General features: G+C 51.3%; 25 protein-coding genes and 1 pseudogene. 24 read left to right on the top strand and 2 right to left on the bottom strand.

From position 1 onward, the window contains the following. The first annotated feature begins 5 nt into the window (after positions 1 to 5). The 16 genes from DSOL_RS21440 to DSOL_RS21365 all read left to right on the top strand — a co-directional run bounded on the left by DSOL_RS21440 (position 6) and on the right by DSOL_RS21365 (position 11,473). Positions 6 to 566, top strand: a complete 561-nt coding sequence (locus tag DSOL_RS21440; protein WP_075366819.1) for a YodL domain-containing protein — start codon at positions 6 to 8, stop codon at positions 564 to 566. 63 nt (positions 567 to 629) lie between these two features. Continuing rightward, complete coding sequence (locus tag DSOL_RS21435; RefSeq protein ID WP_075366818.1) at positions 630 to 1,034, top strand: SpoVG family protein; 405 nt, start codon at positions 630 to 632, stop codon at positions 1,032 to 1,034. 318 nt (positions 1,035 to 1,352) lie between these two features. After that, positions 1,353 to 1,712, top strand: a complete 360-nt coding sequence (locus DSOL_RS21430; RefSeq protein WP_235838940.1) for a hypothetical protein — start codon at positions 1,353 to 1,355, stop codon at positions 1,710 to 1,712. 44 nt (positions 1,713 to 1,756) lie between these two features. Continuing rightward, complete coding sequence (locus DSOL_RS21425) at positions 1,757 to 1,987, top strand: DUF6133 family protein (protein WP_075366816.1); 231 nt, start codon at positions 1,757 to 1,759, stop codon at positions 1,985 to 1,987. Then, positions 1,977 to 2,420 (top strand): prepilin peptidase, encoded by a 444-nt coding sequence (locus DSOL_RS21420; protein WP_075366815.1) that lies wholly within the window; start codon positions 1,977 to 1,979, stop codon positions 2,418 to 2,420. Before DSOL_RS21425 ends, DSOL_RS21420 begins: the two co-directional genes overlap by 11 nt. Before the next feature lie 13 nt (positions 2,421 to 2,433). Continuing rightward, positions 2,434 to 3,273: a Flp pilus assembly protein CpaB gene (gene cpaB / locus DSOL_RS21415; protein WP_075366814.1), complete on the top strand. Its 840-nt coding sequence runs from the start codon at positions 2,434 to 2,436 to the stop codon at positions 3,271 to 3,273. After that, positions 3,274 to 4,086 carry an AAA family ATPase gene (locus DSOL_RS21410; RefSeq protein ID WP_075366813.1) on the top strand — a complete coding sequence of 271 codons (813 nt, stop codon included), beginning with the start codon at positions 3,274 to 3,276 and terminating at the stop codon, positions 4,084 to 4,086. Further along, complete coding sequence (locus DSOL_RS21405; RefSeq protein WP_075366812.1) at positions 4,083 to 5,507, top strand: type II/IV secretion system ATPase subunit; 1,425 nt, start codon at positions 4,083 to 4,085, stop codon at positions 5,505 to 5,507. The genes DSOL_RS21410 and DSOL_RS21405 overlap by 4 nt, the downstream gene beginning before the upstream one ends. Continuing rightward, the gene (locus tag DSOL_RS21400; RefSeq protein ID WP_075366811.1) at positions 5,507 to 6,436 is read left to right on the top strand and encodes a type II secretion system F family protein; all 930 of its coding nucleotides are present in this window, start codon (positions 5,507 to 5,509) and stop codon (positions 6,434 to 6,436) included. Before DSOL_RS21405 ends, DSOL_RS21400 begins: the two co-directional genes overlap by 1 nt. 8 nt (positions 6,437 to 6,444) lie before the next feature. After that, positions 6,445 to 7,314, top strand: a complete 870-nt coding sequence (locus DSOL_RS21395) for a secretion protein F (RefSeq protein WP_075366810.1) — start codon at positions 6,445 to 6,447, stop codon at positions 7,312 to 7,314. Between the two features lie 13 nt (positions 7,315 to 7,327). Next, complete coding sequence (locus DSOL_RS21390) at positions 7,328 to 7,702, top strand: DUF3848 domain-containing protein (RefSeq protein ID WP_075366809.1); 375 nt, start codon at positions 7,328 to 7,330, stop codon at positions 7,700 to 7,702. Further along, complete coding sequence (locus tag DSOL_RS21385) at positions 7,696 to 8,091, top strand: DUF4320 family protein (protein WP_075366808.1); 396 nt, start codon at positions 7,696 to 7,698, stop codon at positions 8,089 to 8,091. Before DSOL_RS21390 ends, DSOL_RS21385 begins: the two co-directional genes overlap by 7 nt. Next, positions 8,088 to 8,639 (top strand): hypothetical protein, encoded by a 552-nt coding sequence (locus DSOL_RS21380; protein ID WP_075366807.1) that lies wholly within the window; start codon positions 8,088 to 8,090, stop codon positions 8,637 to 8,639. The genes DSOL_RS21385 and DSOL_RS21380 overlap by 4 nt, the downstream gene beginning before the upstream one ends. Positions 8,640 to 8,735: 96 nt before the next feature. After that, entirely contained in the window at positions 8,736 to 9,275 is a 540-nt protein-coding gene (locus DSOL_RS21375) for a DUF6550 family protein (protein ID WP_075366806.1), read from the top strand. 69 nt (positions 9,276 to 9,344) lie between these two features. Then, positions 9,345 to 11,039, top strand: a complete 1,695-nt coding sequence (locus DSOL_RS21370; protein ID WP_075366805.1) for a DUF8193 domain-containing protein — start codon at positions 9,345 to 9,347, stop codon at positions 11,037 to 11,039. A gap of 92 nt (positions 11,040 to 11,131) precedes the next feature. Next, a complete protein-coding gene (locus DSOL_RS21365) occupies positions 11,132 to 11,473 on the top strand; it encodes a DUF3852 domain-containing protein (protein WP_075366804.1) in 342 nt (113 codons plus the stop codon). 30 nt (positions 11,474 to 11,503) lie between these two features. Here DSOL_RS21365 and DSOL_RS21360 read toward each other — a convergent pair whose 3' ends face one another. Further along, positions 11,504 to 11,959 (bottom strand): AraC family transcriptional regulator, encoded by a 456-nt coding sequence (locus DSOL_RS21360; RefSeq protein ID WP_075366803.1) that lies wholly within the window; start codon positions 11,957 to 11,959, stop codon positions 11,504 to 11,506. A 161-nt stretch (positions 11,960 to 12,120) separates the two neighbouring features. Here DSOL_RS21360 and DSOL_RS21355 point away from each other — a divergent pair, with 161 nt between their 5' ends. The 6 genes from DSOL_RS21355 (at position 12,121) to DSOL_RS21330 (ending at position 16,602) form a co-directional block, all read left to right on the top strand. Beyond that, the gene (locus tag DSOL_RS21355; protein WP_075366802.1) at positions 12,121 to 12,573 is read left to right on the top strand and encodes a hypothetical protein; all 453 of its coding nucleotides are present in this window, start codon (positions 12,121 to 12,123) and stop codon (positions 12,571 to 12,573) included. A gap of 73 nt (positions 12,574 to 12,646) precedes the next feature. Next, a complete protein-coding gene (locus DSOL_RS21350) occupies positions 12,647 to 13,552 on the top strand; it encodes a conjugal transfer protein TrbL family protein (protein WP_075366801.1) in 906 nt (301 codons plus the stop codon). Then, a complete protein-coding gene (locus DSOL_RS21345; RefSeq protein WP_075366800.1) occupies positions 13,549 to 13,959 on the top strand; it encodes a DUF7768 domain-containing protein in 411 nt (136 codons plus the stop codon). Before DSOL_RS21350 ends, DSOL_RS21345 begins: the two co-directional genes overlap by 4 nt. Beyond that, the gene (locus DSOL_RS21340; protein WP_075366799.1) at positions 13,956 to 15,773 is read left to right on the top strand and encodes a DNA cytosine methyltransferase; all 1,818 of its coding nucleotides are present in this window, start codon (positions 13,956 to 13,958) and stop codon (positions 15,771 to 15,773) included. The genes DSOL_RS21345 and DSOL_RS21340 overlap by 4 nt, the downstream gene beginning before the upstream one ends. Continuing rightward, complete coding sequence (locus tag DSOL_RS21335; protein ID WP_075366798.1) at positions 15,749 to 16,015, top strand: hypothetical protein; 267 nt, start codon at positions 15,749 to 15,751, stop codon at positions 16,013 to 16,015. The genes DSOL_RS21340 and DSOL_RS21335 overlap by 25 nt, the downstream gene beginning before the upstream one ends. Beyond that, entirely contained in the window at positions 16,012 to 16,602 is a 591-nt protein-coding gene (locus DSOL_RS21330; protein WP_075366797.1) for a hypothetical protein, read from the top strand. Before DSOL_RS21335 ends, DSOL_RS21330 begins: the two co-directional genes overlap by 4 nt. Before the next feature lie 2 nt (positions 16,603 to 16,604). Here DSOL_RS21330 and DSOL_RS21325 read toward each other — a convergent pair whose 3' ends face one another. Continuing rightward, positions 16,605 to 17,270 (bottom strand): hypothetical protein, encoded by a 666-nt coding sequence (locus tag DSOL_RS21325; RefSeq protein ID WP_075366796.1) that lies wholly within the window; start codon positions 17,268 to 17,270, stop codon positions 16,605 to 16,607. A gap of 392 nt (positions 17,271 to 17,662) precedes the next feature. Here DSOL_RS21325 and DSOL_RS21320 point away from each other — a divergent pair, with 392 nt between their 5' ends. Continuing rightward, complete coding sequence (locus DSOL_RS21320; RefSeq protein WP_075366795.1) at positions 17,663 to 17,854, top strand: hypothetical protein; 192 nt, start codon at positions 17,663 to 17,665, stop codon at positions 17,852 to 17,854. Next, positions 17,838 to 18,021: pseudogene (locus DSOL_RS28495) on the top strand (cell filamentation protein Fic); the annotation flags it as partial. The gene DSOL_RS21320 and the pseudogene DSOL_RS28495, both read left to right, overlap by 17 nt.

Below are 18,021 nucleotides of genomic sequence, written 5' to 3'. Positions count from 1 at the left end.
GTCTCATGAACAGTATTCAGATTAAAAACAGCCGCATCCTTTACTACGGCAACACGGCAGGCTATGTCGAAAAGGACAAAGCCATTGTCGATCCGCTGTTCCAGGCCGACGAGCTGAAATCCTATCTTATAGAAAAGCATGGTTTGGACGTGGAATGGAGGGACGGCGTGTTCGCACGGCTGGCGGAAGGCAGGACGGACCCGGAGGGCAATGCGCAAATCCTCAAGAGCTGCCGTATATGGCAGCTCAGACCTGATGTTGATCCCATGATGAAATTCATCGGATACGACGAGCTGCTGGAGCATTTCGGGGAGCCTGACCCGGACAATTACCGGGTGGTCTACGACGGCGAGGCGGAGACCAACGATCTGGAGGAGCTCTTCGCCAAATTCAATCTCGACCACCCGCCCGGTTATGAGGGGCACAGCCTTTCTATGTCCGATGTTATCGAACTGTATGACGATTCCGGCAGCAGCTTTCACTATGTGGACCGCTTCGGCTTCAAGGAAGTATCCTTCCGGCCACCGGAGCAGGAGCTGTACCAGGGACCGACATTGAGCCCGTAACCCATCAACCCGCAGCCGGAAGGCTGATTTTTTTATTCTCAGCTTAAAAAAGGAGGAAAAACCATGAGCAAAACACAGAGCGCACTCAAAAAGCCACAGGAATCCGAACAGACTGCAGCTGAGCAGGAACTGCCCATGAAGGTGGACGTTAGGATCAGCTCCATTCGTCCGGAGGGAAGCATCCGCGCCTATGCGTCCGTCAACCTCAACGACTGCTTCGCAATCCGGAATGTGAAGGTCATGGACAGCACAAAGGGACTTTTTGTGGCCATGCCCAGCTACAGGGCGGGAAACGGTGAGTACAAGGATATCTGTTTCCCTGTCACCAAGGAATTCAGGGAGCTGCTGAACAATGCGGTCATTGAGGCATACAATCAGGCACTCACGCAGAGCCGACAGCAGAAGGCGGTGGATACGCCCTCTTTTGACCAGGCGCTGGAGCAAAGCTCCGGTATGCAGATAGGATAATCCAGGAAAAGCCTATGTTTAGAAAATTTCCGGATATGATGCCTGTGCGCAAAGAGCAATGCCTTATACCTCTGTGTATCGGCGAAACCTATTATTTCAGACTTCCCAACACGAAGCTTCCGGAAAAACTATGTAATTCAGTGAAAGGTTCCTGTGTAAGGAAACCTGCCCGCATCCCTTGTGACTTCAGAAATTGTTGAAGCTACGGCCCAAGGCTTTCTCCTTGTGGATGACGCACAGGAATACGAAACCGGATAAGATTTGACAGGCAGTTTAACACCGGCCTAACCACCGGTGTTTTTTGCTGCCCATACGGAGGTGGCAAATACGAAAGAAGTAGAGCTGGAACTGGATCTGATCAGAGTTGTACGTGATCCCAACCCTCTTTTTAAGTATCAACTTATTTACAGGGATGGAATGGCCACAGGTGTAGCAGGAGTATACAGCTTTGACGAGGACTGGTATTACCTTTACAAAAATGACACGGAAAGATACAGGGTCAAGCGGTGCAAAGACCTGGAAGGCATTCCGCCCGCCTTTACCTATAAGCAGCAGCGAAGAGGGCGGGAAGATAAACCGGAGGAACAAAAACCCATTGAGCAAAGTGCGGCAGCAGATCCGCCCGCTTCGGAAGTAGTAACGGAGCAAAGCGGCTCCCTGCATATGGGCGGTATGTAATTAAAAAATTGCAATAAAAAATATGAATTTGGAGGTAAACCACAATGAAAAAATTCGTAAACAAGGTAAACGCTAAGATTATGGAAAAAGCTGTTATGGCTCAGACTCTTCTCCTCTCCCAGCGCGGAGAAGGCTTCGTAGATACCGCCATTAAAATCCTGATGGCGGTCGTCATCGGCGCCCTCGTCCTCGGCGGTCTCTACGCCCTGTTCGGCGAAACTGTCCTGCCGACCCTGAAGCAGCGCATTATCGATATGTTTAACTATGGGAACTGATCCGGACGCTTTGGCACAGCTGGCGCCGCTTGTGCAGGGCGGCTTATTTGCTGCCCTGCTTTTGGCGGCCTCGGTCTTCGATATCCGAAAGAAAATCATCCCCGACAGCATCTGCTTTGGGATCACCCTAACAGGACTGCTCACCTTTGAACCGGTGAAGCTGGCCGGAATTTTCACTGCCGCGCTCTTTCTCACAGCCGCCCTTCTTTTTGGCGGTATGGGCGGCGGGGATATCAAGCTCATGGCGGCTGCGGGACTGGTGCTGGGCTTCAGCAAAAGTATGGCCGCAGCGGTCATAGGCTTAACCGCCCTGCTGGTATTCCATACAGGCAATACCATAATTCAAAAAATGCGCGGGAGGACTGCTCAAAAGTCATATCCTCTCGCGCCATTTCTTTCCCTCGGCTGCCTGGCAGCCTACTTTTTAACTTAAGGAGGAACACCCTATGGGCTTTCTAAAAAACCGCACGGTGCTTGGAGTAATCTGCATTGTGCTTTCTTTACTTATCTGCTTTGCACTCACGCCTTTGTTCAATCAGAGTGTCTCGCAAAAGACTCAGATCATCCGTGTCGTCAAGGACATTAAGACCGGCGACGCCATTACCAAGGACATGATTCAGACTGTGGAGGTCGGCGGCTACAACCTGCCGAAGGGCGTAATAAAGCAACCCGACTCGGTCGTCGGGAAATACGCTACGGCGGATCTGTCACCCGGTGACTATATCCTCCCGGCCAAGCTGTCGGAAACTCCGGCTTCGGAGAACGCCTACCTGTATAACTTAAGGGACGGCAAGGAAGCCATCTCCGTCAGTATTAAAAACTTTGCGGAAGGTCTGTCCGGCAAGCTGATCTCCGGCGACATTGTATCAGTTATCGCGCCCGACTACAAAAAGCAGGGTTCTACCGTGATCCCTCCGGAGCTGACCTACGTCGAAGTCATCGGTGTGACTGCCAGTTCCGGAAATGACACCGACCAGCAAAATACCGGACCCGACTTATCCACAAAGGATGGAAATGGAAAACAGCTCCCCGCCACCGTTACCCTGCTGGCTTCACCGGAACAGGCTAAAATTCTCGCGGAGCTGGAATCGTACGGCAAGCTCCATCTGTCCCTTGTATACCGTGGAAGCAAGGAGAACGCCGACAAGTTTCTCGAACTGCAGGATAAGGTGATTGAAGCCCTGTATCCGAAGCCGTCGGTGCAAAATGCGGGTGCTGTGCAGGCAGCTTCGCAGGGTACGGCTTCTAAGCCTACAAATACTGCACCGGAAAGCGAGGGAAAATAAATGCTCAATTTCATGAAAGGGAGCATCTTCTCACGCAAACAGACGGAGTCTGTGCCGGATGAACCGGAGCAGGACGTCCAGGTGCTGGCGGTATGGGGCAGCCCCGGCAGCGGCAAGACCACCGTGAGCGTGCGTCTTGCTAAATATCTGGCGGATCAGAAAAAGAATGTGGCCTTACTGCTGTGTGACATGACTGCACCTATGCTGCCCTGTATCTGTCCCTCAAGCGATCTTGAGTGTGAGCGTTCCCTAGGCAGCATCCTCGCCGCTACCCATGTAACGGATCTGCTCATCAAGCAGAACTGCGTTACCCATAAGAAGCTGGATTACCTGACCATCATCGGCATGCTCAAAGGTGAGAATGTGTTTACGTACCCGCCGTACTCCCAAGAGCTTGCGGCCGAGCTGATCGACCATCTGCGGGACATTGCCCCGTACATCATTATCGACTGCGGAAGCGCCATCGCCCACGATATCCTGTCGGCGGTTTCGCTGCTGGAGGCTGATTCTGTTCTCCGGCTGGTCAACTGCGACCTGAAATCTGTCAGCTACCTTTCGTCGCAGCTACCGCTCCTGAAGGATCAGAAATGGGATACTGACAAGCAGTATAAGGCGGCTTCCAACATCAAGCCCAATCAAGCCGGAGAGCATATTGAGCAGGTCTTGGGAAGCGTCGCTTTTAAGCTTCCCCATTCGGACGAGGTGGAGAATCTGGCTCTTGCGGGGAACCTGCTGGGAGAGCTGACGCTCAAGGACAGCAGAGGCTTTCGCAAGGAGATCGCCAGACTTGCAAAGGAGGTGTTCGGCGTATGAGTAAAAAGAACCATAACCAGGCAGAAAATATCCCGCCGCTCACAGGAGAAAAACAGCAGACCATCACCATGACAGGCAATCAAGGCCTGTTTTTTTCTTCCGATGGGGCGGCCAGGGAATTCGGACCGGTGCTTCATGAGGTGCAGGAGTACATCTCAAGTAAATATGCCGTGCTGATCACCGATGGAGGCACGGAGGAAGTCAAGGTCCAGATTAAGAGGTATATTACCAAATATGTTCAGGATTACCGCATTGCAGTTGCGGGCATGTCACAGGAGCAGCTGGTGGACGCCCTGTATACCGAGATGGCGGAGTTTTCGTTCCTGACAAAGTATATTTTCGGCGCCGGTATTGAGGAAATTGACGTCAATGCCTGGAACGACATCGAGGTACAGTACAGCAGCGGGATTACTAAAAAGCTGGACGAACACTTTGACAGCCCTGAACATGCCATAAACGTAGTACGCCGTATGCTCCATGTATCCGGTATGGTGCTGGACAACGCCAGCCCCGCCATTTTGGGTCACCTCTCCAAAAACATCCGTATTGCTGTGCTGAAAACCCCTCTGGTCGACGAGGATGTAGGGGTATCCGCATCTATCCGTATCGTAAATCCCCAATCCATGAAAAAAGAGGATTTCATCCGGGGCGGTACCGCTACCGGACCGATGCTGGACTTTCTGGCAGAATGCCTCAGATACGGCATCTCCGTCTGTGTGGCAGGAGCCACCAGCTCCGGAAAGACAACGCTGGCGGGATGGCTTCTGACAACCATACCGGACAATAAAAGAATATTCACCATTGAAAACGGCTCCCGTGAGCTGGCATTGGTGCGCCGGAAGGACGGAAGGGTATGCAACAGCGTCATCCATACCCTGACCCGCATGAGTGAAAACGAGAAGCAGAATATCGATCAGGACATCCTGCTGGATATGGCTCTGCGCTTTAATCCTGAGATCATCTGCGTAGGCGAGATGCGCGGACCGGAGGCCTATGCCGCCCAAGAGTCAGCCAGAACCGGCCACACGGTGCTGACCACCATCCACTCCAACAGCTGCGAGGCCACATGGCGCCGAATGGTTACCCTTTGCAAAAGGAAATATGACATGGCGGATAATACGCTTATGGATCTGGTGACAGAAGCATTCCCTATCGTGGTGTTTTCAAAGCAGCTGGAGAACAAGCAGCGCAGGCTAATGGAGATCATGGAATGCGAGATCCTGCCGGACGGAACACGAAGCTTTCGCAGCCTGTTCCAGTTTCAGATCACAGAGAACCGCGTGGAGGACGGAAAATTCATTATCAATGGCTGCCACAGCGCAGTACAGGGGATCTCGCTAAGCCTGCAGAAGCGTTTTCTGGAAAATGGGATGCCGCAGGACACCCTGAAACAAATCCTTGCGGCGGGAGGTGCTTCCTGATGATGACAATCCTTTTAATAGCCTGTGCCGGTTTCATCACCGGCGCCTTTCTTTTGCTCGGACTTTCCCCGATGGAATTTACCGACGGGCTGTTCGGCTTTCTGACCCGTAGAAACAGAAGCATCAAGGCTGAGATCAACGAAGCTGCCAGGCGTAAAAAGCTATCCTTCCTCCGCCGTGAGATTACCGAGGTGCAGGAGATTCTCGCCATTACCGGACGAGGCTCCCGCTTCTCCATGATCTGCGCGGCGTCGCTGGTGTTTCTTGCAGCAGGCGCCAGCCTTGCCGTCCTGATAGGCAACATGTTCCTTGTGCCCGTGACGGCGGTTGGCATGATGTTTATTCCCTTTTGGTACATCAGGCTGACAGCCACACATTACAAAAAGAACATCGCCGCAGAGCTGGAAACTGCTCTGTCTATCATCACTACGGCTTACCTGAGAAGCGAGGATATCCTGACGGGGGTGGAGGAAAGCATCCAGTACCTCAATCCTCCTGTACGAAGCGTATTTGCCGGATTTCTGACACAGGTGAAGCTCATTGACCCCGATCTGGACAAGGCGCTCCACAGCATGAAGCCAAAAATAGACAACGAGGTGTTCCAGGAATGGTGCGATGCCATAGCAGCCTGCCAGCATGACCGCAGTCTTAAGACCACGCTGACTCCTATTGTCAGCAAGCTCTCAGACATGCGTATTGTGAACGCCGAGCTGGAATACCTGGTGTTTGAGCCACGCAAGGAATTCATCATCATGGCCCTGCTGGTGGTCGCCAACGTGCCGATCATGTATTTTCTCAACAAGGACTGGTATCATACCCTGATGCATACGGCGGCGGGGCAGATCATTCTGGCAGTCTGCGCCGCCGCGATTTTTGTCTCCACCGCGTTTGTAATCAGGCTGACCAAGCCCATCGAGTACAGGAGGTGATAGAGAGAATGACACAACTGTTTTTTACAGGAGTCCTCCTTGCCGCAGGGCTGTATTTCATTCTGGCAAGCATCCTGAAGCTGCCTACAATGGACACAGCCAAGGCCATGCTGAATGCGGGAAGGAAGAACAAAAAAGCCGCCAAAAACGTGGAAGCCTGGCTCATGTCCGGGGCAGTCAAGCTCTCAAGGTATATCCGGATGGACGAATACAAGCACAGCCGCATGGCAAACGTCCTGAAGGCGGCTGGCTTAAGCATGACGCCGGAGGTTTATTCGGCCTATGCCATTACAAAAGCCGGAGCCATTCTGCTGGGTGTGATTCCCTGCCTGTTTCTTCTTCCTCTGCTCTCGCCGGTGCTGATTATCCTTGCTGTCCTCACATACTTCAAGGAAATCCGGAAGGCCGACGAGCAGCTCAAGGAAAAGCGGGAGCAGATCGAAGGCGAGCTTCCGAGGTTTGTTTCTACCATTGAGCAGACCTTGAAGGCCAGCCGTGACGTGCTGGCAATGATGGAGAACTATAAGAAAAATGCCGGTCCCGCCTTTGCCCATGAGCTGGATGTTCTGACGGCCGACATGCGCTCATCCAGCTATGAGGCAGCGCTGACCCGGTTTGAGGCAAGGCTCAATTCACCCATGCTCTCCGATGTGGTCAGGGGGCTCATCAGCGTCCTGCGCGGCGATGACAGCGCTGTGTATTTTCAGATGCTGGCACATGATTTTAAGGCGCTGGAACTGCAACGGCTGAAAGGACAAGCGCAGAAGATCCCGCCGAAGATCAGGGTGTTCTCGTTTATCATGCTGATGTGCTTTCTTTTGACCTATCTTGTCATCATCGCTATGGAGATACTCAGTTCCCTTGGCGGGATGTTTTAGAAGGAGGTGCGATATGGATCACAAAGATATTAAAGCGGAGCTTTGGGAAAAGCTCGAGGCAAACTATATCTCCCTTATGCGGAAGTGGTTAAAGCTGAAGCCGCTTCAGCTTATTGAACAAGCGGAGGAAATTGCCGCCACTAAACTGGTGTACAGCGAACTGAAGGATGGCGGGTACAGTATGGATTATCTGGAATACCTGCTTCGCTTCAAGAATCCGCTGGAGGTGGTGCGGGATAAATGGATTGAGGAAAACGGCTCTGAAATGGTGCATGATGATGACATAACTCATGCGCTTTGGTCTATTGCCGATAAGCAGGACGCCGAACAGGACTACGAGCCGGATGAAGCCTATATCTCACCTGGACAGGGGGTGGGGATGTGCTGAAGCTGCTAAGAAGTAAACGCGGCGAGGGGTATATCGACGTGGCGGTGCTGGTGCTGTGCGTGATGCTGGTCATCGCCTTGGCAGTGAGCGTACTTCCGGTGTTCGTAACAAAAAACAAGCTGGATACCTACGCTTCGGAACTCTGCCGTGAGGCAGAGATTGCCGGGCGCGTCGGCAGCGAAACCACCCTGCGGGCACAGGTTCTCACTGAACAGACAGGACTTGCCCCGAATATTTCATGGTCGAAAACCGGAAGGCTCCAGCTGAACCAGGAATTCACCGTGACTGTCACCACGCAGGCGGATATTGGCCTGTTCGGAGGCTTCGGGAGCTTTCCCGTCACCCTGAAGGCCGAGGCCAGCGGCAAGAGCGAGGTGTACTGGAAATGAGATTTGGCAGAATTTATGATATACTGAAAAGCAAAAGAGGCACGTCCTTTCCGCTTGTCGTTGCCGTCACCCTCGCACTCGTGATTGTTTTCTGCGGCGTTACCGAGTCCATCCGGCTGATGATTGTAGCCCAGGGTGTCCGGGATGCTGTGCAGTCTGCAGTTATCTCGACAATCAACGACAATTATGACAACGTGTATCATGGCGAGCGGGAAGGCTATAGCGGAGCCTATCAGCCAAGTGCCTCAAACTTTCAAGAAAGCCTGGATTATGGCGATATATACGGCAGACTGGATCACCTGCTGGGGCTCCGTCAGGAAAACGGCTATCATGTGAAAGATGCTGGGGATGACATGGAATTCCGGCTGTCCGGCCTCTCCGTAGACCTTGACAACATGCCCCTGGCCCCCGCGAGTCCCGATAATTCAAAGGGCTTGCAGGCCGATGCAGCCATAAAGCTGGAGGTTCCGGTATCCTTTGGCGGGAAAAGCCTGCCGCCCATGGTGATCAATCTCAGGGTAAAGGCAAAATATATACCGATATTTTAACGTTTTAGGATTGGCCATAGACTTCCGGAAATTTCTGTAGTATGGTGTGTCATTGAAAAGACATATCAACCTTTAACACAAAGGAGGTATCCTGAAATGAAACTGACAGAAAAAATGAAAAAGCGCCTCACCGTCGCCGGACTCGGCGTGGTGTGCGTCGTCCTTGTCATAGCGATAGCCTCGCAGTTTAGAACAGAAGCGCCTAAAGACGTAACCGTCCAGCCCTCTTCCACGGTATCGGACGCTGTCAGCCCCAGCATTCCGCCCGTGGAGCCCAGCAAGGCTCCGGAGGTGAACGCCCAGCCCATCGACCCGGCAGCGGCTTCCGTTCAGTCCACTGATACCGGCAACTCCACGGGTACGGAGCAGAGCATACAGGCGGAGGTCACAAAGCCCACAAAACTGCCGCAGGAGGTATTGACCGACCCATCCAAAACTCCGGACGGAGAGAAGGTAGACAAAGGTAAAAAGCCGGAGAGCAATGCGTCGTCTTCAACGCCGAAATCCGGAGATAAGAAGAACGGTAAAATCTATGTCCCTGGCTTCGGCTGGATCGACGATAACGGCGGCGGAGGTTCGGGAACAACTGCCGGTGATATGTACGAAAACGGCAACAAGATCGGGAAAATGGACTGAAAAACTTAATAAGTAAGGGTGAAGAACACAGCAGAGATGCTGTGTTCTTTGCGTTGCAAGGAGGTTTTCATGAAACGGACACTCAGCATTTTTCTTTTACTTGTGCTGTTGCTTTCTCTGCTTCAACCTGTTGCAGCCCGTGCCGAGGGCGAGGGTAACATAGATAACGGCGGCGGAGGAATGGGCAACGGTACAAACACAGATTACTGGAATCCCGGTGATGAAGGCGTGAGAGTGACGGTCATCCGGGTAAGCGACCATGCGGTTGTGACTACACCGATTGACCTTACAAACAAATATCCCACGATTTCCGTTAACTTTAAAAAGGTATGTAAAATCTCATATATCGGAGGACGTGCTCTTTCACCGGACACGAATGCATACGATTATATTAATCCATCCCAACCCCTGCCCAAAATCATAGGTACGTCAGGTGGCAACGCTAATATTGCCGCAATCAAAAGCTATTTCACCGACGAGCAAGTCATTCGTAGCATCGCAAACCTCACAGGCATGGATTTTAATGTTCTGACAAACGGTCAATACCGTCTACTCCTTGAACCCATTGCATATATGACCTTTGGAGGAATCAATTACGCCATGACAGCTACCGAAGCAGCGCTTTTTGACCGTCAGCTGAACGGCGGACTGCGGAGCCAGATGGCAACGCTCAGTCATAAGAACCTGCCGCTGGCGATGTTCCTGGAAACGCCGGACCTTGGCTACCCGGCGTGGGGCGGCTCTGCAACCACCGCCGCGTCGGATGAGGACATCATTTCCTCCCTTGGCCTGGGCATCGTGCGCTTTAATGAAGCGGAGCCGGAGCCACCGGAGGTTACTGCAGCTGATTATGAGTATCGGGTCAATACTGAAGTCATCACATCAGTTACTGTTCGCGGCGGTCAGTCAGATCCGGATCATCCAGTCACAGTGAGGTTTACAATCGGCGGTCAGACCTATACCGTTAACGGAGTATATTATCCGGAGGGAGACAGCCAGCTAGTGTGGGTTCGTTGGCGGACGCCTGCGACTCCGCAGCTTATGACCATTCATGTTTCGGTGTCGGGCGGCGGCTCTGCAAGCCAGGGAACTATCATTGCAAAGATTGTGGATCTCTCCGGAAATGATCCACCGAATCCGGTAGCTGATGACCGGAATGACTCCTACTCTGCATCCGCTGTGACTAACAAAGCTCAGAAAACCTCAGCTTTCTGGGGTGTGTGGCGACCGTGGTGGCATTCCAATTGGGTATGGATTTCTACGGGTGAAGATACCGGTTATTGGGTAGACGAAGGCTGGTGGGAGTTCGACTGGCTCTCTTATTCCGCAACTCTATCGGCTGCCATGAATGTCGTTCCCGATGCCAAAGACCCCACAGCATCCGGGAAAACTATGAAAAGCGGATACGGCATCAATCAGACCGTTACCGCAAATGTCAGCACTAATCAATCCTCGGCAGTGACCGACGCGCAGACAGCCGTGACATATTTCCCCGAATTCCGGTACGAAACCTACTGGCGGCTGCTGGAACGAACACAGGCCGGATACAGCTCAAAATTCGAGTTTAAGTCTAATAAATACTCGACCTACAAGCGCCGGACGCATTTCACGCCCATATGGTTCCCAGACATTAGCTATACGCCTTATACCTGGCTCACTGACTGCTGGACTCCGGCCGGTATGCTTTCCATGAACCTCACCGACTCGGTGACTATCCGGGGAAGCCTTTGGGATGACTGGCACATCGCACCGGTAAAGCCATAACAACAGAAAAAAGATACAGGACCGCAGGGAAATGAAACGCTTTGCGGTCTTTTTAATGCAAAAAAATTAAAATCAGAAAGGTGGTTAACCTCATGAAACTCAAAAGAATCCTGCCTGTTTTCCTTGTGGTCCTGCTGCTGGGCTTCGTTCTATGTACGACTGCTTATGCCACAACGCCCACAGGCGACGTGGCCGGAGCAATCCAAAACACCTGGAACGACGCCTCCCAGCAGATCAAGACCGTGGTGAATAAGGTGGTATTTCCAGCAATCGACCTGATACTGGCGGTGTTTTTCTTTGCCAAGCTCGGTACGGCCTATTTCGACTACCGGAAGCACGGACAGTTTGAATGGGCAGCTCCGGCAATCTTGTTCGCTTGTCTTGTGTTCACCCTGACCGCCCCGTTATATATCTGGCAGATTCTAGGGATGTAGAAGAAGAGCCAAAAACCACCAAGCGTATAGTTAATTAATTGGAACGCAGATTTCGCAAAGGTGTTGTTCTATTAGTGGAGCCGCATAGCGTTCCAAAATCGGCCGTGTAGGATCAGGCAGATAGTTGTCTGCAGAAAGCTTTTGAAAAATTTCTGCCCAAGCCTGTTTTATAGCCTCAGTTGTATGCTTAACAATACAAACCGCATACTTCCCTCCGGCAATGTCACCTAGCTGCACGTCTGCGTTTTCTATAAGGTAACCTTCAGGCAGGAGTATGCAAACATCATATCGACAGTTTTCGGGAGGCATGATCTGTGGGTCGTCGTGGGCGATGCCCAAAATCACCGTTTTATTGTTCATCAGATCATTGGTTTTCGCCCAGTGTTTCAAATGTTCCATAGCCTGGATGTTTCCCAAACCATAAGAGCCAGTTTGCCGAATGTAAGCTATACGGCTGGGGGATATGTTCTCTACGTTTATAATCATTACATTTTCCTCTCTTTCGTTATATTGTGACCGTCATTTTTCACAGTACGATGCTTTAAAATGAAATGCAACTTAAATTTAAAAAATTGTATGTTATTACCAGTTAAGCAGATTGCCATTATGCAAGTATTGACTGATAAACCTATGTAGGAGGTAAGAAAATGAATTACTTTGAACAGGAGCTGCGTAGGCTGTTCGGAAATGTCACTAATATCACTGATAAAAGGTTCGTCGGAAGGGCTTTCTTCGGCAAGCTCACCGACGATCTCCGTGTCAGGATTGAGTTCGTCACGCTGGGCATGGCTGACCATTACGAGGCAATCAAAGCAACCGTAATAAACCGTAACGACGGCCCGGTGGATGCCCTCACGCTTCGATTCACCGACCTGCTCGGCAAGAAAATGGTCAGCAACCAAAACTTCAGGGATGGTATCGCCCCGTATATATGGAAGTATGGGGACAAAATCGGATGGTATGTCTACAAGCCGACAAAAGCGGATTACGATCAGATCTCCGGGGCTCTTAATGATTACTTAGACGTATTCCGAGAACCAAAGCTGGATATGGAGCAGTCCGGCCATAACGAAAAGGGAATGACAATGCAAGGTATGTAAATATGGCAATTTTCCGGGAGTCTGTGGGATGACAGGCTCCCTAATTTTTTATCCGGAAAGGAGGTGACAACCCATGTTTATATGGGATTTTGTCGCCGACAAGGTTCTCGGTCAGATCGTTGACTGGATCTACGGCCAGATCATCGGCTTCCTCGGCAACTTTTTCGCGGCCATGGGAAATATGGGCGCAGACCTGTTTGATATGAACTGGGTAAAGTCTATCGTCCTGTTTTTTGTTTATCTGGCTTGGGCCCTCTATGGAACCGGACTGGTGGTTTCGGCCTTCGAATGCGGCATTGAGTACCAAAGCGGGAGGGGAAGCATCAAGGACGCCGCCATAAACGCCATCAAGGGCTTTATGGCTGTCGGACTATTTTCCACGGTGCCGATAGAGCTTTACAAACTCTCCATCTCCCTGCAGAGCAGTCTCACGGCGGGAATCACTGGTCTGGGAACGGGTATCGACACTGTCGCCGCCAACATCATCAATCAGCTGAGTGCCGCGGGAAATCTTGAAAACGCTACTAATGCAGGGGTGTTCGGCGGCATGGGAGTGATCACCAGTCCCATTATGCTGATCTTCATTCTCATCCTCATGGGATACGCGGTGATCAAAGTCTTTTTCGCAAACTTAAAGCGCGGCGGCATTTTGCTCATCCAGATTGCTGTAGGCAGCCTGTATATGTTTTCCGTCCCGCGCGGGTATCTTGACGGCTTCGTCAGCTGGTGCAAGCAGATTGTCGGCCTGTGCCTGACAGCCTTCCTGCAGTCCACCATCCTCATCGCGGGGCTCATGGTGGTCAAGGATCATGCCCTGCTGGGGCTGGGCTTGATGCTGTCTGCCGGTGAGGTGCCGAGAATCTCCGGAGCGTTTGGACTAGATACCAGCACAAAAGGCAATCTGATGAGCGCCGCTTATACTGCGCAGACCGCCGTCAACATGACGAGAACCGTGGTAAAGGCGGTGGCTGCGAAATGAAGCTGGTATATATCTGCTCCCCCTATGCCGGGAATATCGAAAACAATGTTCGGTTTGCCAGAGCTGCTTCCCTCTATGCCGCAGAGCATGGTTGTGCGCCTGTCGCAGTTCACCTGTTATACCCGCAGCTTCTGGACGACGCTGTACCAGCCCAGCGTGAGATCGGCATCCGGATGGGACTGCGGGTACTGACCTCCTGCGATGAGCTCTGGATCTGCGGAGAGCGCATAAGCCTAGGCATGAGCAGTGAAATCGCAGAAGCCGAGCGACTGGGCATCCCTGTCAGAAGCCTGTCAACAGAACAGATACAAGAGTGGCGCTGTATGAAGGTATTGTCCGATTATCCTATAGAAAGAAAAATCAAGCCGGAAGAAGCGCCTTCCCACGGCTTGAAGCTGCAGCTGTGACCTCATCGCTAACCCTCGGAAGCCTGTTTGACGGGATCGGCGGTTTCCCGCTGGCAGGCGTCCGGCAGGGCTTCACCCCTGCATGGGCCAGCGAGATCGAGCCGTTTCCCATTGAGGTTACGAAATTACGGTTTTCTGAAATGCTTCATGTAGGCGACATTACAAAGTTGAAGGGCACTGAGCTTACTCCCGTGGACGTGGTCTGCGGGGGTTCTCCATGTCAGGATTTATCGGTAGCGGGTAAACGCGCCGGGCTTCAGGGAGAGCGATCCGGCCTGTTCATGGAGCAGATCCGTGTTATAAAGGAGTTGAGAGAGCATGACGCAAGAACCAAACGAACAGCTGACCCTGTTCGACTTAGACCCAGATATATGGTCTGGGAGAATGTCCCCGGAGCTTTCTCCTCCGCAGACGGAGAGGACTTCCGGGCGGTGCTTGAGGAAACCTGCAGAATTGCTGACAGTACCGTATCTGTACCTCGACCTCCGGGAAGGATATGGAAGTCTGCTGGGGCCATATTGGGCGATCAATTCTCACTTGCTTGGCGAGTATACGACGCTCAATACTGGTCCGTCCCACAAAGGCGCAAAAGAATCTATCTTGTCGCAGATTTTGGAGGACACACCGCACCCCAAATACTATTTAAGCAAGACAGCCTGTTTGGGGATACTGCGCCGGGCGATGAAGCGCGGAAAGGAGCTTCCCCCTGTGCTGAAGCAGGCGCTGGAGATCCAGGCGGGAGTAAAGTCTGTGTAGAAGCAGACGGCGGTCCTATCGCCTTTGCCTGCAACCAGCGGGATGAGGTGCGGGATTTGCACGATGTGTCCGGAGCAATTCAAGCTCAGCCGGGCATGAAGCAGCAGACCTTCATCGCCGCAGGCTTCTCAGCCGGTCAGGGTGAAAAGGCCGGAGGAATAGGCTGTCAGGAGGAATGCACTCCGACCCTGAACTCGTCGGATAGCGGCTCCAACATGGTACCTTCCGTGCTGTGCCTAAACGATCAGGGCGGCAGCATAATGAATGTAAGTCACAATATTACCGGTACGCTTCGCGCGCAGATGGACGGTCACCCTCCTCTCGTCTTGGGCAATGTGCCGGAGCTGTACGAGAATCATGGCATTGACTCACGCTATACAGGTCCTCATGACGTAGCGCCGACCATGTCAGCTCGGTACGGAACAGGCGGCAATAATGTGCCGCTTATTACACAGAACTCAATAATGTCTGACGATGAAAGTGACGAACCGGCGTATGCGGAAACCTATTGCATTGCCGGAAACATCATCGACCGGCAGGATCATAACGGCGGCAACGGCATGGGTTTCCAGCCGGATATAAGCTATACATTAAATACCGCTGACAGGCATTGTGTATTCTCCCAGCAGCGAAGCGACGAATATGTTCACAATGATGTGGTCAGCACCCAGAGCGCTCGGCAATATAAGGACTCGACTGATCTTATTTGCCAACCGGACGTCGCTGGTCTGGACTGCCGCAACGGTACTGAAAACGGTGATCTGAGCGGAACGCTCCAGTCTAGGACGGACGGAGGATACTCTCTGAATAATGTGCATCCTGTCCGTATCGGGAAGCTCATCCGACGCTTAACTCCGTTGGAATGTGAAAGATTGCAGGGCTTCCCTGACTACTGGACAGACATCCCCGGTGCCTCGGACAGTGCAAGATATAAAGCCCTTGGCAACAGCGTGGCGATCCCCTGTGTGGAGCATGTGCTCCGGGGGATCGCATTTTTTTTGCGAAAATTCTATGAAGAACAGGAGGAATCCGAATGTATATCTACCCCGACAACCTGAAATCCAAGGCGGTGCTGTGGCTGTGGCAGCTCAGGGATATCGGTGCCATCGGCGTCGGTCTTTTGCTCTCTGTGTTTGCGCTTGCGCAGCTTAAGCTTCTCCCGCCTATCGTTATCACGGCCCTCTATGCTTTCTTGACCATCCGATTTGAGGATACCAGCATCCTGGACTTTATTAAATATGCCTGTGCCTTCTTCTTTATAAAGCAGCAGACCTACGAATGGGGGTACGGAAAGCAATGAACAGGAAAGAAAAAAAGGCTGGCAGGCAAAAGCAATTCACCCGCCAGCTCATCAATACAAAGGGCGTCACAGAATACAGCCTTCTGACCTATAGAGGCGACGAGCTTGTGTATTTTCTGATCAAGCCTACCAACATTTCAGTCCTGTCTGAGGACAGCGTATCGGCGAGGATCTATGCTCTGATGACCGTCCTCAAGGGAATGGCGGAGCTGGAATTCCTATGTCTGAACAGCCGTGAAAACTTTGAGGACAACAAGCAGTTCCTGAAAAACCGGCTGGAACACGAGAACAATCCCGCTGTGCGCAGGCTGCTGGAAAATGACCTGACTCATCTTGACCGGATACAGGTACAGATGGCAACGGCACGGGAATTCCTTGTTGTCATCCGGCTTCGGACCGAGAAGGAAAACGAAGCATTTCCATATTTGAACCGCATTGAAAAGACCCTGCGCGAGCAGGGCTTTTCCGTAATAAGAGCGGATAAAGAGGACATCAAACGTATCTTGGCCGTTTATTTCGAACAAAACGTAACCACGGAGAAATTCGAGGACTTTGACGGAGAACGTTGGATTGTCCTGAACGATTAAATTTATCTGCTGGAAAGATGATCCATCCACAGCTGAAAAATCCGCTTGTTGGTTTTTTCATCCCTGTGGTTGAGACAAAATAACAAGTCATTGGTAAAGCCCTGTAGGTACCCTGGGATGACAGGAACAATAAAAAACCGTTCCATGATCGCTTGATTTAGTTGTTCCATAGGACCTTCCCCAATTAGATGGACAATTTTATTGTAGTGATCATTCAGCTTTGAAAGACTCTTAATTTTGGAAAGATTCTGTTCCTGCTGGTGCCAGTAATCCAGGACAGCCTGCTTTAAATAGTGTTCGGATAAGGAGATATAATGTAAACTGGCAACGGTATGCATATCGTCATAAATATAAGAGTGTTCCTCGAATTCCTTTGCCGCCACGTCATAAAATAGATGATCCTTACATGCTTTTTTGCCTTCTAAGACATCAAAACAAAGCCTTCGCAGCCATGAGCCGGCCTCGAATCCATCATTGGTAGAATCATAGGCTAGGGTACAGTTGGCTGTTTCAAAAATAAGGGACAGGTAGCTGTCCAACAAGTCCTTCCGGAGACCCAGCCTCCCCCGGATTTCATTTGCCAGCTCAAAGACTCGCTGGAGGGAGCATTTTGTGGTTCCAAGGGCCTCAAACCCCAGTATTTGTCCGCTGTTTTCAAAAACATTCATCGTTTTATCCCGACCTTTCTATATTTGGCCGGGGATTTCCCGAAAGACAAAAAACGCATGCAAAGGTGCGGACGGTCCCGTCCGGATTCCCTTGCACGCGATAGGTGTTTCATACTTGTACAGCCATGACAAAAAGTGTAAAATGTTTTTGTCATGGTGCCGTTTTACGGTTGTGCAGGGTGCTCTTATCACCTTACGCAGGGCTGAGATGTTCCCGCATTTCAGCCTGCCATGATGTATTTTGTTGTCAGAGAAATCCCGTTAACGTGTATTACACCTCTGTAAGGAAGAATAGTCAAGACGATTCTCAGCCGGCCTTTCAGTTGAAACTATCAGCTATTCGAATTTTGAGTGAAAATATAGTATAATATATATACAAGGCGGGTGTTGAAATGAGAGATCTCGAAAAACTAATTGATGAGGTTAATGGCTCAATGTCAATGGAAGGTATGCCGCTTACACAGACCGATAAAGACAGAATCAGACATTGCGCGGGGAACGACAAACTAGTTGAAAAAACGATAGCTGAGCTAATCATAAAGCACACGGCTGTCATGGACCAAACCCATGAACAGCAATTATGATTATAGCTATGAGTGGGATCAGAGATATTGTTACCCTCATTCCAAGGTGCTTATCAACAAGCTGGGCATTAAGGATGAGGAAAAGCTCCGCATAGCCGAAAGAGAAATAACCTCTTTACGGATTGCCAATGCCAAAATAAGCGTTATAAAAGGCGATTTTGACCTAC

Source organism: Desulfosporosinus metallidurans (genome assembly GCF_001936615.1).
Taxonomy (GTDB): domain Bacteria; phylum Bacillota; class Desulfitobacteriia; order Desulfitobacteriales; family Desulfitobacteriaceae; genus Desulfosporosinus; species Desulfosporosinus metallidurans.
Note: the sequence above shows the minus strand (reverse complement) of the source record. Positions and strands in the feature narration are given on the sequence as shown.

Bases quoted from the DNA above. Each gene is read 5' to 3' on its own strand.
- DSOL_RS21325 (WP_075366796.1), bottom strand. From the start codon at position 17,270: ATGAATGTTTTTGAAAACAGCGGACAAATACTGGGGTTTGAGGCCCTT.
- DSOL_RS21395 (WP_075366810.1), top strand. From the start codon at position 6,445: ATGACACAACTGTTTTTTACAGGAGTCCTCCTTGCCGCAGGGCTGTAT.
- DSOL_RS21420 (WP_075366815.1), top strand. From the start codon at position 1,977: ATGGGAACTGATCCGGACGCTTTGGCACAGCTGGCGCCGCTTGTGCAG.
- DSOL_RS21380 (WP_075366807.1), top strand. From the start codon at position 8,088: ATGAGATTTGGCAGAATTTATGATATACTGAAAAGCAAAAGAGGCACG.
- DSOL_RS21360 (WP_075366803.1), bottom strand. From the start codon at position 11,959: ATGATTATAAACGTAGAGAACATATCCCCCAGCCGTATAGCTTACATT.
- DSOL_RS21320 (WP_075366795.1), top strand. From the start codon at position 17,663: ATGAGAGATCTCGAAAAACTAATTGATGAGGTTAATGGCTCAATGTCA.
- DSOL_RS21400 (WP_075366811.1), top strand. From the start codon at position 5,507: ATGATGACAATCCTTTTAATAGCCTGTGCCGGTTTCATCACCGGCGCC.
- DSOL_RS21425 (WP_075366816.1), top strand. From the start codon at position 1,757: ATGAAAAAATTCGTAAACAAGGTAAACGCTAAGATTATGGAAAAAGCT.
- DSOL_RS21375 (WP_075366806.1), top strand. From the start codon at position 8,736: ATGAAACTGACAGAAAAAATGAAAAAGCGCCTCACCGTCGCCGGACTC.
- DSOL_RS21370 (WP_075366805.1), top strand. From the start codon at position 9,345: ATGAAACGGACACTCAGCATTTTTCTTTTACTTGTGCTGTTGCTTTCT.
- DSOL_RS21355 (WP_075366802.1), top strand. From the start codon at position 12,121: ATGAATTACTTTGAACAGGAGCTGCGTAGGCTGTTCGGAAATGTCACT.
- DSOL_RS21390 (WP_075366809.1), top strand. From the start codon at position 7,328: ATGGATCACAAAGATATTAAAGCGGAGCTTTGGGAAAAGCTCGAGGCA.
- DSOL_RS21365 (WP_075366804.1), top strand. From the start codon at position 11,132: ATGAAACTCAAAAGAATCCTGCCTGTTTTCCTTGTGGTCCTGCTGCTG.
- DSOL_RS21440 (WP_075366819.1), top strand. From the start codon at position 6: ATGAACAGTATTCAGATTAAAAACAGCCGCATCCTTTACTACGGCAAC.
- cpaB (WP_075366814.1), top strand. From the start codon at position 2,434: ATGGGCTTTCTAAAAAACCGCACGGTGCTTGGAGTAATCTGCATTGTG.
- DSOL_RS21405 (WP_075366812.1), top strand. From the start codon at position 4,083: ATGAGTAAAAAGAACCATAACCAGGCAGAAAATATCCCGCCGCTCACA.
- DSOL_RS21410 (WP_075366813.1), top strand. From the start codon at position 3,274: ATGCTCAATTTCATGAAAGGGAGCATCTTCTCACGCAAACAGACGGAG.
- DSOL_RS21350 (WP_075366801.1), top strand. From the start codon at position 12,647: ATGTTTATATGGGATTTTGTCGCCGACAAGGTTCTCGGTCAGATCGTT.
- DSOL_RS21330 (WP_075366797.1), top strand. From the start codon at position 16,012: ATGAACAGGAAAGAAAAAAAGGCTGGCAGGCAAAAGCAATTCACCCGC.
- DSOL_RS21345 (WP_075366800.1), top strand. From the start codon at position 13,549: ATGAAGCTGGTATATATCTGCTCCCCCTATGCCGGGAATATCGAAAAC.
- DSOL_RS21435 (WP_075366818.1), top strand. From the start codon at position 630: ATGAGCAAAACACAGAGCGCACTCAAAAAGCCACAGGAATCCGAACAG.
- DSOL_RS21335 (WP_075366798.1), top strand. From the start codon at position 15,749: ATGTATATCTACCCCGACAACCTGAAATCCAAGGCGGTGCTGTGGCTG.